At 71.6% G+C, this 13,593-nt stretch carries 13 protein-coding genes; 10 read left to right on the top strand and 3 right to left on the bottom strand.

The window, feature by feature from the left end; genetic code table 11:
- The first annotated feature begins 299 nt into the window (after window positions 1-299).
- The 5 genes from BJP25_RS06340 (at window position 300) to BJP25_RS06360 (ending at window position 5,969) form a co-directional block, all read left to right on the top strand.
- Window positions 300-1,400, top strand: coding sequence for a serine hydrolase domain-containing protein (locus tag BJP25_RS06340; protein WP_233157929.1), 1,101 nt, complete (start codon window positions 300-302; stop codon window positions 1,398-1,400).
- Window positions 1,401-1,567: 167 nt separating this feature from the next.
- Window positions 1,568-3,757: a helix-turn-helix domain-containing protein gene (locus BJP25_RS06345; protein ID WP_075973812.1), complete on the top strand. Its 2,190-nt coding sequence runs from the start codon at window positions 1,568-1,570 to the stop codon at window positions 3,755-3,757.
- 111 nt (window positions 3,758-3,868) lie between these two features.
- Complete coding sequence (locus tag BJP25_RS06350) at window positions 3,869-4,957, top strand: hypothetical protein (protein WP_075973813.1); 1,089 nt, start codon at window positions 3,869-3,871, stop codon at window positions 4,955-4,957.
- The gene (locus BJP25_RS06355) at window positions 4,954-5,262 is read left to right on the top strand and encodes a hypothetical protein (RefSeq protein ID WP_075973814.1); all 309 of its coding nucleotides are present in this window, start codon (window positions 4,954-4,956) and stop codon (window positions 5,260-5,262) included. Before BJP25_RS06350 ends, BJP25_RS06355 begins: the two co-directional genes overlap by 4 nt.
- Window positions 5,259-5,969, top strand: coding sequence for an ESX secretion-associated protein EspG (locus BJP25_RS06360; RefSeq protein WP_075973815.1), 711 nt, complete (start codon window positions 5,259-5,261; stop codon window positions 5,967-5,969). Before BJP25_RS06355 ends, BJP25_RS06360 begins: the two co-directional genes overlap by 4 nt.
- Window positions 5,970-6,054: 85 nt before the next feature.
- Here BJP25_RS06360 and BJP25_RS06365 read toward each other — a convergent pair whose 3' ends face one another.
- Complete coding sequence (locus BJP25_RS06365) at window positions 6,055-6,399, bottom strand: hypothetical protein (RefSeq protein WP_075973816.1); 345 nt, start codon at window positions 6,397-6,399, stop codon at window positions 6,055-6,057.
- Between the two features lie 320 nt (window positions 6,400-6,719).
- On the opposite strand from BJP25_RS06365, the gene BJP25_RS06370 reads away from it, so the two are divergent.
- Window positions 6,720-7,367, top strand: a complete 648-nt coding sequence (locus tag BJP25_RS06370) for a cupin domain-containing protein (protein ID WP_075973817.1) — start codon at window positions 6,720-6,722, stop codon at window positions 7,365-7,367.
- Between the two features lie 161 nt (window positions 7,368-7,528).
- Window positions 7,529-8,389 (top strand): LysR family transcriptional regulator, encoded by an 861-nt coding sequence (locus BJP25_RS06375; RefSeq protein WP_075973818.1) that lies wholly within the window; start codon window positions 7,529-7,531, stop codon window positions 8,387-8,389.
- 152 nt (window positions 8,390-8,541) lie between these two features.
- On the opposite strand, the gene BJP25_RS36515 is transcribed toward BJP25_RS06375, so the two are convergent.
- Window positions 8,542-8,871 carry an ArsR/SmtB family transcription factor gene (locus tag BJP25_RS36515; RefSeq protein ID WP_408607111.1) on the bottom strand — a complete coding sequence of 110 codons (330 nt, stop codon included), beginning with the start codon at window positions 8,869-8,871 and terminating at the stop codon, window positions 8,542-8,544.
- Window positions 8,872-9,544: 673 nt separating this feature from the next.
- Here BJP25_RS36515 and BJP25_RS06385 point away from each other — a divergent pair.
- On the top strand, window positions 9,545-10,840 hold the full coding sequence (locus BJP25_RS06385; protein ID WP_143218896.1) for an MFS transporter: 1,296 nt from the start codon (window positions 9,545-9,547) through the stop codon (window positions 10,838-10,840).
- 253 nt (window positions 10,841-11,093) lie between these two features.
- Here the strand turns inward: BJP25_RS06385 and BJP25_RS06390 are convergent, their stop codons facing one another.
- Complete coding sequence (locus tag BJP25_RS06390) at window positions 11,094-11,828, bottom strand: phosphoribosyltransferase (protein WP_075973820.1); 735 nt, start codon at window positions 11,826-11,828, stop codon at window positions 11,094-11,096.
- A 223-nt stretch (window positions 11,829-12,051) separates the two neighbouring features.
- Here BJP25_RS06390 and BJP25_RS06395 point away from each other — a divergent pair, with 223 nt between their 5' ends.
- Both BJP25_RS06395 and BJP25_RS33095 read left to right on the top strand, forming a co-directional pair.
- On the top strand, window positions 12,052-12,921 hold the full coding sequence (locus BJP25_RS06395) for a DNA-processing protein DprA (RefSeq protein ID WP_143218897.1): 870 nt from the start codon (window positions 12,052-12,054) through the stop codon (window positions 12,919-12,921).
- 220 nt (window positions 12,922-13,141) lie between these two features.
- A complete protein-coding gene (locus BJP25_RS33095) occupies window positions 13,142-13,330 on the top strand; it encodes a site-specific integrase (RefSeq protein WP_143218898.1) in 189 nt (62 codons plus the stop codon).
- Window positions 13,331-13,593: the final 263 nt, after the last annotated feature.

Raw genomic sequence — 13,593 nt, forward strand, 5'->3', positions numbered from 1 at the left:
TGGCCCGCGCACGGGTTGCCCACCGCACCACCATCACCGCCGGCAACGCCTCGTAGCGGTGAGGCCGGGCATCCTGCGCCCCTCCGGTCCGGACGTGCGTGCCATCGCCGGCCGCACCCGTGGGACGTGCTACCTCTCGGCGCGTCCCCGGCGGTGCCGGTCGGCGGGGGCAGCGCGGTATCGGCGCTGGTCGGCGGGTGAGGCCAGGGATGGCCTGGCCGGTGGCCTCGTGCCGGGGCGTGCCGGTGCGCAGGCTCCTGGTGCCCCGCCGGTGGTGGGGCGCGTCCTGAGGAGGAATCGTGCGCAGAGCTGTACTGGTCCCCGTCGCGCTGGTGGGGGCACTCGCCGTGGCACCTGCCGCGGCACAGGCACAGGTCGACCACCCGGCGACCCGGGCGGCGGTGGCGCGGTACGTCACCGTGCACGGGCCGGGGGCCGCGGTGTACGCCGGGAACTCGAACTCGTCCTGGTTCGTGACGGCCGGGTACGCCAACCCGGTGACTCGCACCGCGATCGGGCGGGACGGCCACATCCGGGCCGCCAGCCAGACCAAGGCCTTCACCGCGGTGACCGTGCTCAAGCTGGTGCAGACCGGGCAGGTCAGCCTCGACACCCCGATCGCCCGGTACCTGCCGGGGGTGGTGACCGGCAACGGGTACGACGAGAACGCCATCACCGTGCGGCAGCTGCTGCGCCACCAGTCCGGGACCGGTACCACCTACGTCCCCAACCCCGCGGGCGCCTACACCCTGGCCCAGCTCGTCCGCTACGGGCTCGACCACACCCCGCCGCAGTTCACCCCGGGCACCGGCTACTACTACAGCAACATCGGGTACAACATCCTCGGCCTGCTGATCGAGGAGGTGACCGGCAAGCCCTACCGGCAGGCGATCACCGAGGCCACGATCCAGCCGCTCGGGCTGACCAGGACCTCCTTCCCCGCCCAGGGCGACGCGACCCTGCCCGCGCCGTACGTCCCCGGGTACCTGGGGTACCGGTTCGGCCCGGTGTACTTCTTCGCCGACACGACCTCCACGCCGAACCCGGCGATCTTCGCCACGGCCGGGTCGTTGACCACCTCGCTGCCGGACCTCGCCACGTTCCAGCGGGCGCTGAACTCCGGTCAGCTGCTCCCGCCCGCCCTGCTGGCCGAGATGCGCTCGACGGTCCCGATCCAGCCCGCCTACGGCGATTTCGCCTACGGCCTGGGCCTGCTCCGCATCCCGCTGAGCTGCGGCGGCGTCGCGTGGGGCCACCACGGCGACGCCAACGGCCACACCTCGGTCACCATGGTCACCGACGACGGCCGGTTCGCCGCGGTGATGGCCAACAGCACCCTGAACCAGGTGACCGACCCGGACCGCTTCACCGTCCTCGACACCGCCCTCTGCGAGGCCTGACAGAGCCCGGTGGTCCACCGCTCCGCCGAGCGGTGGACCACCGCAGCGCTTCCAGGTTGCGCTCAGCGGGGGGCTGGTGCGCGCCTGCTCGCTCGGCTTCGGCCGTTCCGCGTTGATCTTGGCGGTACCCTCGGGCGCGGCACGGTGGGCGTCGTGAGGCGGGGGATGTGGCAGAGCGGTTCGGCGCGGCACTGCGCGCTGCCCGGCGGCGGTCCGGGCTGACCCAGGAGGAACTGGCGCACCGTGCGGGCCTCGGGGTCCGCACGGTGCGCGGGCTGGAGACGGGGGAGCGGGCCACCCCGCGCACCGACACCGTGCACCGGCTGGCCGACGCCCTCGGCCTCGCCCAGGCGGAGCGCACCGAACTGCTGCTCAGCGCGGGCAACCCGGGCGCGGACCACGAACCGGAGCCCGCCCCCGAGCCACCCCCGGTCTCGGCCCTGGACAGGCAGTTGGCAGAAGCCGCAGACCGGCTCGCGCACACCGTCCTGGTGCGGTGGCAGCGCGAGGAGGAGCACCGGCAGGTGTTCGCCCCGGTGCCGCTGCCCGTGCGGTGGCGGGCCGCCGCGCCGGGGTTGTCGGACTCCTGGGACAACATCGGCTCCGAGCCAGTGGACCTGGTGGGCCGGTTCGCGGAGGTCGTCCGGTTCTACGAGCGCGTCCCGTCGGGGCGGCTGGTGGTGCTGGGGCGTGCCGGATCGGGTAAGTCCGTGCTGGCCGTGCGCTTCGTCCTCGACCGCATCGGCACCCGGGCCGCGGGGGAGCCCGTCCCGGTCGTGTTCGGTCTCGCTTCCTGGAACCCCGCCACGACCGCGCTGCGGGACTGGTTGACCACCCGGTTGCTGGAAGACCACCCCGACCTGCGCGCCCCGGGCCCGGACGGGACCACCCTCGCCGCCGCGCTCGTGGACACCGGCCGGGTGCTGCCGGTCCTCGACGGTTTCGACGAGATGCCCGGCGGGGTGCACCAGGCCGCGGTCGACTCGCTCAACGCGGCGCGGTTGCCGGTCGTGGTCACCAGCAGGCCCGACGAGTACGCCGCCGCTGTCGCGGCCCGCGACGTCCTCGCCGGGTCTGTCGCGGTGGAGCTGGAAGACCTCAAGCCAGACGACCTCGTCGAGTACCTGCCGCGCGCCACCCGCGACGAGCGGTGGACCCCGGTGCTCGACGCGCTGCGCACCCCGGAGGGGCACACCCTCGCCGCCGTGCTGACCTCCCCGTTGATGGTCGGACTGGCCAGGACCGTCTACGACCACAAGAAGGGCGACCCCGCCGAACTGCTCGACACCCGCCGCTTCCCCACCCCCGCCGCGCTGGAGGAGCACCTGCTGGGCAGCCTCCTGCCATCCGCATACCGCTACCAGCCCGAAAGCGCCCGGTTCCACCCGGAAGCCGCGGAGCACTACCTCCGCTCCCTCGCCCGGCACCTGAACCGGTTGGGCACCCGGGACCTGGCCTGGTGGCGGCTCGGGTTGTCGCTGCCGGTGTGGGTGCGGGCGGCGGTCGTCGCCGCGATCTCGTGCGTGGTCATCGGGGTCGGTGACCTGTTGGGAGAGGCCGCGGTGCTGTCGTTCACCCCGCGCGGGGCGGTGTTCGCCGCCGCCCTGGGCCTGGCGGGCGGGGTGGTGCTCGGGGTGCTCAACGCGGCGATCGGCCGGGTGGGGGTGGAGCCGACCCGCGTGCGGCTGCGCGTGCGCCGGAGCGCGGGCAGGGACCGGGGCCGGGTCGCGGCGCGGGCCAAGCTGGGCTTCAGGGCGGGGGCCGTGCTGGCCGTGGCGTACACGGTGGTGCGCGAGCTGGCCGTGCTGCTCACCGGGCAGGTGGTGGCGGGGTGGCCGTACGTGCTGTTCGACGCGACCGTCTTCGCCGTGGTGCTCGGATCGGCCGCCGCGGCGGTGGTCGCCCTCCTGACCTGGTTCGAGCACCCCCTCGACGTGGGGTCCGCGGGCAGTCCCGCCGACCTGCTCGCCGCCGACCGGCGCACGGTGCTGGTGCAGCTGGTGGTCTTCGGACCGCTGTTCGCCGTGGTGACCCCGCTGCTGTTCCTGCTCGTGCTCTCCGCGCTGGAGGTGCCCGGCCTGCTGCCGTTCGAGCTGCGCGTGGCGCCGGGGTTCGCCCTGCTGCTCGGTCTGGTGGCCGGGGTGACCGGGTCCCTGGCGTACTTGCTGTGCGCCTCGGCGTGGGGGCACTGGCTGCTGTTCGCCCGGCTGTACCTGCCGCTGGTGGGCAGGCTGCCCTGGGCGGTCGGTGCGTTCCTGGAGGACGCCTGCGCGCGCGGGGTCCTGCGCCGCGCGGGCGCGGTCTACCAGTTCCGGCACGCCCGCCTGCAGGACCACCTGGCCGCCCGGCCCGCCTGATCCGCGCAGGTCACGGCCACAGGCCACGCATGGCCTGCCTCCGGCCTGGCTCCCCGCGACCCGCCCGCGGCACCGTCGTCGCGTCAGCGGCAGCGTCGGGGAGGAGCACGGGTGAACGACGGCGTGAACTGGGACGCCCACACCCACGAGGAACTGCACCGGATGATCTGGGAGCAGGCGGACGTGGGTGCCACGAGCGACCTCGCGGCCCGCTGGCGGGCGCACAGCACCGACCTGGCCACCCGCGCCGCCGCCCTGCGGGCCGAGCGCGACGAGCTGGCGACCTGGTGGTCCGGCGAGTCGGCCGACCTGGCCACGGCGCGCCTCGACGAGCTGGCCGAGCGGGTGGACGGCATCGCCGAGCGCGCCGCCGCGCACGCCGCGGTGGCCGAGCAGGCGGCGGAGGCCCTCGCGCAGGTCCGGGCCACCCTGCCCCCACCACCGACCGCCGCCATCCCCACCGCGGCCCTGCCGACCCAGACGACGGCGTTCCAGCAGGCCTTGGCGGCGCAGGCCGCGCAGACCCAGGCCCAGAACGCCGCCTTCCAGCAAGCCCTCCTCCAGCAGTGGACCGGTCAACCGGTCTCGACGGACCAGTTCGCCTCGTTGCTGCGGGCACCGGCCCCAACCCCGCCCTCGCCGCCGCGCAGCGGGTTCTACCTGTGGTTCGGCGTCGCCCCGAACCCCGGCCCGGTGTCCGCCCTGGGGACGGTGGCGGCGGCGCAGACGAGCATGTTCGCCGCCGACGCCGCAGCCACCCAGGCCAAGGCCCAGGCAGTAGCCGCGATGCGCACCTACGAAGACGCCCTGCGCAGCGGCGAGTCGCGGGTGAGCACCCCCGGCGTCGAGCGGCGCGGGGGAGCGGCACCCAACCCCGCCCGCGTCCCCGAGGCGCGGGCCGACAGCGAACCCAAGCCGGTGGCGCCGCGCGCGGCGGACCGGGGAGGGCAGCTCGCGGCCCGTGAACCGGTGGTCCGGGAACCCGCCCAACCACGGCAGGTCACCGAATCGACCACGAGGTCCGCGGCGGCGCCCAACCAGTCCAACGGCCTGCACGCCGCCGGTCAGCGGGCCGCCAAGACCGAGGACACCGAACACCAGAACCGGATGCCGCATCTGGACCACGGCCTGTTCGCCGTCCGCGAAGCCGTGTCCGTCCCGGTGATCGGCGCACTCGAGCAGCCAGGAGCCACCTCATGACCGGATTCCACATCGACCCGGACGCGGTGACCGCCCGCCTGCGCCACCTGCTGGAACTGGCGGACAGCGTCGCGACCCACGCTGAGGCCGCGGCGGAGCTGGCCCAGTCCCACCCGCTGCTCGGCACGTCCCCACCGGCGACGCGCCTCAGCGACCGCCTCGTCGAAGCAGCGGGCGACGCGGGCCTGGCAGGCGAGGCGGCGGCGGCCGAGTCCGAGGTGCGCGACTTCCGCAAAGCCCTGTCGGACACCCTCACCGACTACGAACGCTGCGAGTTCGACAACCGCCGGAGGATGCGGTCATGAGCACACTCCTCGGCCCCGAAGCGGTGCACCTCGACCTGGTGGAAGTGGACCTGATCGCGCACGAGGCAGGCACCCGCCCCCCGTTCCCCCTGGTGGTGCCGTCGACCGGCCACACCTGGGAACTCCGCCGCCAGGCCCTGACCGCCGCCCGGGCAGCGCTCGCCGCCCGCAACGTGCCCGAGGTCGCCGCCGACCTGCAGGAAGCCTTCCGCCAAGCCCAAGCACGGCTGGTGCTCCTCGACGACGCAGGGGTGACCGGCGCGGTCGCATCCCGCTGCGCCGCCGGCGCGATCCTGTGCGCCCAACGCGACAACGGCCCGGTCGAAGCCCGCCACGCGGAGAGCACCTGCGAACTGCTCGACCTGCTGCCGCCCGCACCGGCCGCGCCGGTGATGCCGATCGTGCTGCCCCCGGGAGCGGTGGAAGCCGCCCACCTACCCGCCACCGAGGTGCGCCACCTGATCACCGACCACGGTGCCGCCCCGGACGCCCTGGACCGCCTGACCGACCTGTTCGCCGCGGTGACCTCGCGAGGCCAACTGCGCGCAGGGACAACGGAAATCTCCTGGGTGGACACCCCCACCGGCCGAGTCCGCATCGACACCGACGCCCACGGCTGGGTGAGCGTCAACCCGCTGCGCGTCGACGACCTGCGCGCGCTGCTGAACCGGCCTGCGGACTCACCCCTCCGGGCAACCATGCGGTGACCCGAGTGGGTGGCGGTCTGGTTGATCTCCACGCACGGTCCAGACCGGTCGTCGTCGCGCCGCCACCGTCGGCAGGAGGCTCGCGTCAACACGATTCCTCGATGACCAGCATCGTCCGCCGCTGCCCGTCTCGGAACTCAGCCACCGCGAAATCCGCGTGAACCTCCTTCCCGCGCCCCCGCAAATACGGCCGAACCCGCTCCCACAACGCCGCCCGATCACCCACCGCAACCTCCACCGGCGCGTCCGGACCGCAGAAGTGCAGAACACGCACGTCAGCTGACGCCAACAACCGCTCCGCCCGCTTCACCTCCACACCCCCACCCCGGCGAACCCACCGCTTGCCATCCGCGTCGACCCACCCCTTGCCCCTGATCGCAGATGGCGCCTCCACCAACCCCTCAAGCGCCCGCTCAACTCGCTCGTCCACCCGCCCATCCTGACGCAATGCCGGACGTACGTCGCCTCAGACATCTCATCCGCGGGGAACGCCACGACCAGAACTGCCTCGGCTCCACCGCAGTCGCCGCGATCGGCTCACCGCTGTCCGCTGTTCGAGCGCAGGTGCGGTCCGGTGACCGTGGCGAGTTTGAGGGCCGGGTGGCACGGGCCAAGCGAGGGTTGCGGGGATCGAGACCTTTCACGCTCATCGGCTGCCGCGATCACAGTGATCTCGCCGCACCCGTTTCCGCCCCCGCGGGGAGCCGCCAAGGTTCAGCGGCAGGCACATCACCTTCGAGAGGCGATCCGATGTCGAAGATCAGCAGGCGCAGCGCGCTGGGCGCGGGGGTCGCGGCCGCCACGGCGCTGGGCGCCACGGTGTCCGCGGCGCAGGCGGGGGCGGACCCGGCGGGCAAGCCCGGCAAGCCGTCGGGCGAGGCGCACCCGCACCTGTTCCACCTGAGCGCGACCACGCCGTCGAACTACGACGGGGGGAACCTGCGCGGGGCCAACGAGCAGAACTTCCCGGTGCTGGCGGGTCAGGACGGGTCGGTGTACCTGGTGCACCTGGACCCGGGTGGGATCCGGGAGCCGCACTGGCACCCGACCGCGTGGGAGCTGAACTACATCATCTCCGGGCGCGCGGAGTGGAGCATCCTGGGCACGCACCCGGACGGCAGCTACCTCAACGACGTCTTCACCGCCAACCGCGGTGACCTGGTGTTCGCGCCGCAGGGGTTCTTCCACTACTTCGCGAACCCCAGCACCACCGAGGGGCTGGACGTGCTGGTCATGTTCAACACCAGCGTGGCCGAGCCCAACGACGACATCGGCGTGGTCGGCACGCTCAACTCCATCCCGCGCGAGGTCCTGGCCGCGTCCTTCGGCGTGCCGGTCTCGGCGTTCGCCGCGGTGCCGAAGGACATCAAGCCCGTCGTCATCACCAAGCGGCGTTAGGGCGGGCTTCACCCAAAAGGGGCGACGTCAGCTCATCCGTCGTCGTGCCGGGTTGCCCGGGACGGGGCAGGTGGCGCGCGGGGACGGGGTTGGAAACACCGCCTAGTGTCCGCAACCACAGTTCGTGTGCGCGCCACGACGGTGAGTGGTAGTCCGGAGGGGTGATCGACCCCGCGCTGCTGCGCACTTTCCTCACCGTCGCCGAAGCGGGCGGCTTCAGCGAGGCCGCCCGCCGCCTCGGCCTTGGGCAGTCCACCGTCAGTCACCACGTCAGACGCCTGGAAGGCCTGATCGGGCGCGTGCTCTTCGAACGTGACACGCACAGCGTCCACCTGACCGGCGACGGGCAGGCGATGACCAGCTTCGCCAGGGGCATCCTGGACCAGCAGGACCGCGCGCTCCGGTACTTCGCCCGCCCCGGGCTGCGCGGCCGCGTCCGCTTCGGCGTGTGCGAGGACTACCTGCTGGGGCACGCGGCGGACGTGCTGGGCCGCTTCCGCCGCGTGCACCCGGGCGTCGACGTGGAGCTGTCGGTCGAGCTGAGCGTGGTCCTGCACCGCAGGCTGGCCGAGGGGGACCTCGACCTGGTCGTGGCCAAGCGCGACTCCGGCCAGGGCATCCGCCGCGACCCCCTGCTCTGGGTGGGCGGTCCCGGCCCGCGCCCCGACCCGGGCGAGCCGCTGCCGCTGGTCCTCTACCCGGAGCCGAGCGTCACCCGGGTGCGGGCACTGCGGACCCTGCGCGAACACGGCATCGAGTGGCGGATCGGCTGCGTCAGCGAGCGCCTCAACGGCCTGCGCGCCGCCGTCCAAGCGGGCCTCGGCGTAGGCCTCTTCGCCGCCTCGCTGGTGCCGGAGGGCCTGTGCCCGGTCGAAGGCCTCCCCGACCCCGGCACGGTCACCTTCGTGCTCGACCACCGCACCGGCACCACCGGCATCGCAGCACGCGCACTGGCCGACGCGGTCCTGTCCTCCCAGTGGAGCAAACCGGACCACCCGGCCCGCCCAGTCGAATACGCCTGACAGCTGTCAACGGGGTCGGTGACTGGAAGCTGTTTTGCCCGACAGGTGACCAGAGCGAGTGCGCTTGCCTGTCCATTGTGGTTAGTGTGGGCGTCTTTCGTGGACGTGCGCAAGCTCGTGGGGCGCGCACGTTGAGCTGACGGCGCGCGTGATCACTCGGCTGCGCCGCCGACCAGGGCATCCCCCAACGGTGTTCGGCGGTAGAGAACGGAACGACCGCTGCGGGCCCGGTCTAGCAAACCTGCGCGGCGGAGAACGGCGAGGTGATCACCTACCGCGCCGACCGCCAAGCCGAGTTCCCTGGCCAGGTGCGTGGTGCTGGCAGGTACCTCCAAGGTGACCAGCAGCCGCGCCCGGGACCGCCCCAGCAGTTCGGCGAGAGCGGCTGGGTCGTGACCGCGAGACGTTTCCCACAGGGCGGATGCGCCACGAGCCGGGTAGATGAGGGTTGTGGGGTGGGGCGCCTCCAGGTGGACGGCCATGCGGGGCCAGATGAACACCGAAGGGACGAAGAGCACTCCCACGCCGTCGGAGGTCCGCACGTGCTGGTCCGGTGCCCTGGTGATCTCCACACCGCCGCTGTTCCAGCGGATTCGTGGGTAGGCCGTCGAGCGTCGCTGCCCATCCGCCGCGCCCGAGCTTGCCGGTGCGGTGGAGGACGTCCCGTTCGCAGGTGGCGCGGATCTGGGGCCAGTCGGTGGCCAAGAGGTCCTGCCAGGCGCTGTACAGGGCTGAGGTGATGTCGTCGACCACCGACGGGGAGGCCAGGAGCGCCGCGGTGCGCTGGGCGGTGACGGGGCGGGTGGCCGTGCACTCGGCGATGTGCGCCCTGGCCTGCTCCAGTGGGGTCGCTGCCACCCGCGCCAGGTCGTCCTCCCAGGTCTGGACGAGCGTCGAGGGCGGTGGGGTGGTGAAGGCCGCGCCGTGCCGTGGCGATTGCAGGGCCAGTAGGGCCGCGAAGCCAGGCTGGGTGCGGAGTCGTTCGTACGCCGGTCGCAGGCGCTCCCGCCAGCGGGGCGGCAGGCGGGTCCGCGACACCCCCGCCAATGCCCGCAGCAGGCCGTCGAGCTCGAACGCCGGGGAGAGGGCGAACCGGCTCCGCAGCAGGTCCTCCTCGGTCACCTCGATCCGGATCACCACCTCGACCTTACGCCAGTGAACGAATCTCTGGACCGGTGCGACCACCGGTTCGATGCTGGTGCGGTGATCACGACCAAACCCAGGACCAGCGCGGTCCGGTACCGGGATGTCGTTGCAGAACCGCGGTTCCGCGCTGTCTTCGGCGCGCGGTCGCTGGCAACGGCCGCGGACACGCTGCGTACCGTGGCGCTGTCGATCGCCATCTTCGCGGCCACCGATTCGATGCTGCTCAGCGCCGTCACCTACGGGGTGTCGTTCGTGCCGCAGCTCCTCGGTGGCAGCCTTCTCGGTTCGGTGACCGACAGGGCGCGACCCCGGCGGCTGATCGCCGTGGGGTACGGGGTGGAGTGCCTGCTCGCCCTGCTGCTGGCCACGGGGTGGACCCCACCGTGGTTGAGCCTGGTGCTGGTGGCGGCGATCGCCTTCGCGACACCGGTGTTCATCGGGCTCACCGGGCGGGTCATCGCCGATGTCCTGCCTGCCGAGAGCTACGTGGTCGGCCGCTCGCTGTCCCTGCTGACCAGTTCGCTCGCGCAGTTGCTCGGCGTGGTGGGTGGGGGTGGGGCCGTTGCGCTGCTCGGGGCTGAGGGCGCACTGCTAGTGGCTGCGGGCCTGCACGCTACAGCTTGCCTGTGGGTTCGCTTCGGGCTACCAGACCTTCCCGCCGCCCAGCCGTCCCGACCGCAGCGACCTGGCACCGTGCGCGCCACGTGGTCCGCGAACCGGCTGCTGCTTGGCAACCGCGGCATCCGCACCCTCATCCTCGCCCAGTGGCTTCCGACCGCCGCGGCCACAGGTGCTGAAGGCTTGGTCATCCCCTATGCGGCGACCCGCTGGTCAGCAGGCACCGCGAGCTTGCTGCTGGCCTGCATCCCGATGGGCATGCTGGTCGGCACGGTGCTCGTCGGCCGCATCGCGTCCCCCTCCCAGCGGCCGCGACTGGTCGTCCCGCTGCTGCTCCTCGTGGGGCTCCCGCTGGTGACCTTCTGGCTGCCGTTGCCCTTCCCCGTCTTGGCGGTGATGGCGACCCTGACCGGCATTGGCCTCGCATACAGCCTGTGCGTCCAAGCGCGCTTTCGCGATCTGGTACCCGTGCCAAACCGGGGCCAGGCGTTCAGCCTGCTCGCCACCGGCCTGATGACCGCGCAGGGGATCAGCCCAGCGATCTTCGGCCTGCTCGGTGACCACATCGGCGCAAACGTGGCGATAGCCGTGACGGGTCTCGTGGCCACCGCCTATGCCGCGTGGCAAGGCCCGCGACTGGTTCGGGTCCTTCGGGGCGCCGCATCAGAAGAGGAGCGGAAGGCATGAGGGGAACACCGGGTGAGGGGCCGGTAGCGCCCGACAGGGGGCCCTGCGGAACTCCACGCAGTGCTGAGCCCGCACACTGGCGCCGCGATGGTCTGCTCCGCGATCGAGTCTTCGGCCGCAACCGCTTCATCGTCCGGGAGCGGCCGTGCTGAGAGTGCCACCCCGAAGTGGCACATCAACGGCCGCTACTAAGGTCAGCACAGGGTCTGATCCTCAGAGTGGAATGCCCCCAATGATTCTTAAGGGCTAACGGTCACGATCGCAGCACCCGGGCGGCTACGAGGCCCAGAACATTTTCTGCGCCTGCGCGCTGAGCCGCGAAGGCGACTCCTGCCATCGTGGCGCCGGAGTGGTAGATGTCGTCGACCACGAGAACTGTTTGACCGGTCAGGTCTTCGGCCACGTCGAACTCTCTGATTAGGGACGTGCGTTCCCACGGATGCATGTTCTTGGCCTGTTTGCGCTCCGCGGAACGAGCGCTCACCTCGGTGATCGGAATTTTGAGAGCGGTGGCCAAATCGCGGCCCAAACGCGCGCCCGAGCTTGGTGTGGTGGCGCTGTGGCCCGGGGTCGGGAGGATCCGGGTGGCTGTGGCGAGCCACAGGTGCTTGGTCACGACCTCGGACATGTGCTCGCACAGTTCTCGACGGGCGGCTTCCCGCTGGGTGGGCGTGCTGGGGGTGTACCCCTTGAGCAGGCGAACCCGTGTGGCGGTTGACGAGAACCCCAGCTTCCCAGTGGCGTCAGGACGCTGGTACCAGTCCAAGGCCACGGCTCCGGCGAGGATGCTCTTGCGGTGCACCTTGATGAGGAGGACCTTGTGTTCGAGCAGTGCCAGGAAGTCGAACAACTCGTCTGGGGGCGTGAAGTCCATCCGGATTCGCTGCGGCCACTCAGGTTCGTCGTGGTTGGGCCGGATCGCCGCAGCACGCGGCAGAGCGCCGACGATGTGCTCGGCCGCCTCCGGCGAACTGCGGAACCGCAGCACCGTGCACGGCCCTAGCCGCTCGACGGACCAGGCCTCCAACCTGTTCGCCCGGGAGTCTGGCCGGTAGCGCGGTGTGCCTCGCAGATCGGTCAAGTAGTCCCCTTAACTCGACAGCACCTCGAATGTCAGTCTTCCACGACTTGCCGCCGCAGGGGAAGATGCGTTTACGGTGCTCTAGGGTGATGCTCACCTGACCCGCCCCTTCTACTTTGGTTGTGCATCAGTGGCAAAGGACCTCCTGGCTGTTGAAGAACTGGCGTTCGCCCTGCTGTGCGCGCAAGCCGCTGGCGGACCGCGTGCCGCAGTGCGCAGGCTGCTGTCCTCGGGGCGGTCTTCCCTGCTTGAGATGATCGAGCGATTGCCGGATGCAGATCGCGAACGGGCCGCGGAGACGGCCGACCGGCTAGCCGCAAACGGCATCGGCGCGTTGCTGTGCGACGACCCGCGCTTCCCCGACAGGTTGCGGCGGTTTCCCGGGGCGCCGCCCGTCTTGTTCTACCGAGGTGCGGTGGAGCTGCTGCACACGGCGGCGGTGGGTGTGTGCGGGTCGCGGGAAGTGAGCGCCGACGGCGTGCGCGCGGCTCGTGCCTGCGCGGAGGAAGCGGCGCGTCTCAAGATCACGGTGGTATCGGGCAACGCGCGTGGCGTGGACGCTGCCTCGCACGTGGCGGCCCTGGAGGCCGGGGGGTCGACCATCGCCGTCCTACCGGAGGGCATCGACAACGCCAAGGTCAAGGAGTCAAACCGGGAGCTTTACGCGGGGGCGGCGGATCGCCTCCTGGTCATATCGCAGTTCCCGCCCGCGCAACGCTGGACCGCTGGTGCTGCCATGGCGCGCAACCACGTCGTCGTGGGGCTGAGCGATCTGGTGGTTGTCGTCGAGGCGGGTGAGACCGGCGGCACCGCCAAGGCGGGGGATCTCGCTCTCCGTGCTGAACGCCCCTTGGTCGTCCTCCGCAACCCGAAAGTGGCGATTCCCGGGAACCAGCGCTTGATTGCTGCAGGTGCTCGTGAAGTCGTCGACCGCGAGCAGTTGAGATCTCGGCTGCGTCAGTTGTCGAGCGCGGAAGACAGTCAGCTGCAACTCGACTGAGCGGTCTGTAAGCACTCGCGCTACAGCAGGTCGAGAACGAATCTCTTGTGGATGGGTGGCCACGCCAGGATGGAGCGTGCCACGGCGGCTTGCAGGATCGACCCGCGCTCTGTCGCCTCCGACGCGAGTAAAGAGTTTGTGGCGGCTGTGCGGGTGCAAAGCCAGCCTCTCGGATAAGGCCCGGCGGGCCGCCCTGACCGAGCGGGAGTACGCCTCACCGGTGGTCCGTCGTCCCTACGACCTACGGCACAGCTGCCTGTCCATCTGGCTCGCCGCCGGAGTGCCCGCGCCGCAGGTCGCGGCATGGGCCGGGCACTCGATCAAGGTCCTGCTCGACATCTACGCCCACGTGGTCACCGACCTGGAGGACGCCGCCCTGGGACGCATCGACACCCTGTGGGGCTGGTAGTCCCCACGGGAACTCAACGGGAACAGCTAGCCGGTACTGGCAGGAAATCGTCGGATACAGCCGGACACACCGCGAACGGCCCGTGACCTGGTTTGCGCAGGTCACGGGCCGTTTCGGGCGGTCTGGAGCGTGCCCCCGGGCCGACTTCCCCACGAAGCACACCGATCCGGGGCGCGCCGATGGCGGGCAGGGACGTTCTCCGAATCTCGCCCCGCTGATGCAACGACCGTTGATCATGTCGGTACAGGTGCCATTGCCACCGC

It is taken from the genome of Actinokineospora bangkokensis, assembly GCF_001940455.1.
GTDB classification, from domain to species: Bacteria; Actinomycetota; Actinomycetes; order Mycobacteriales; family Pseudonocardiaceae; genus Actinokineospora; species Actinokineospora bangkokensis.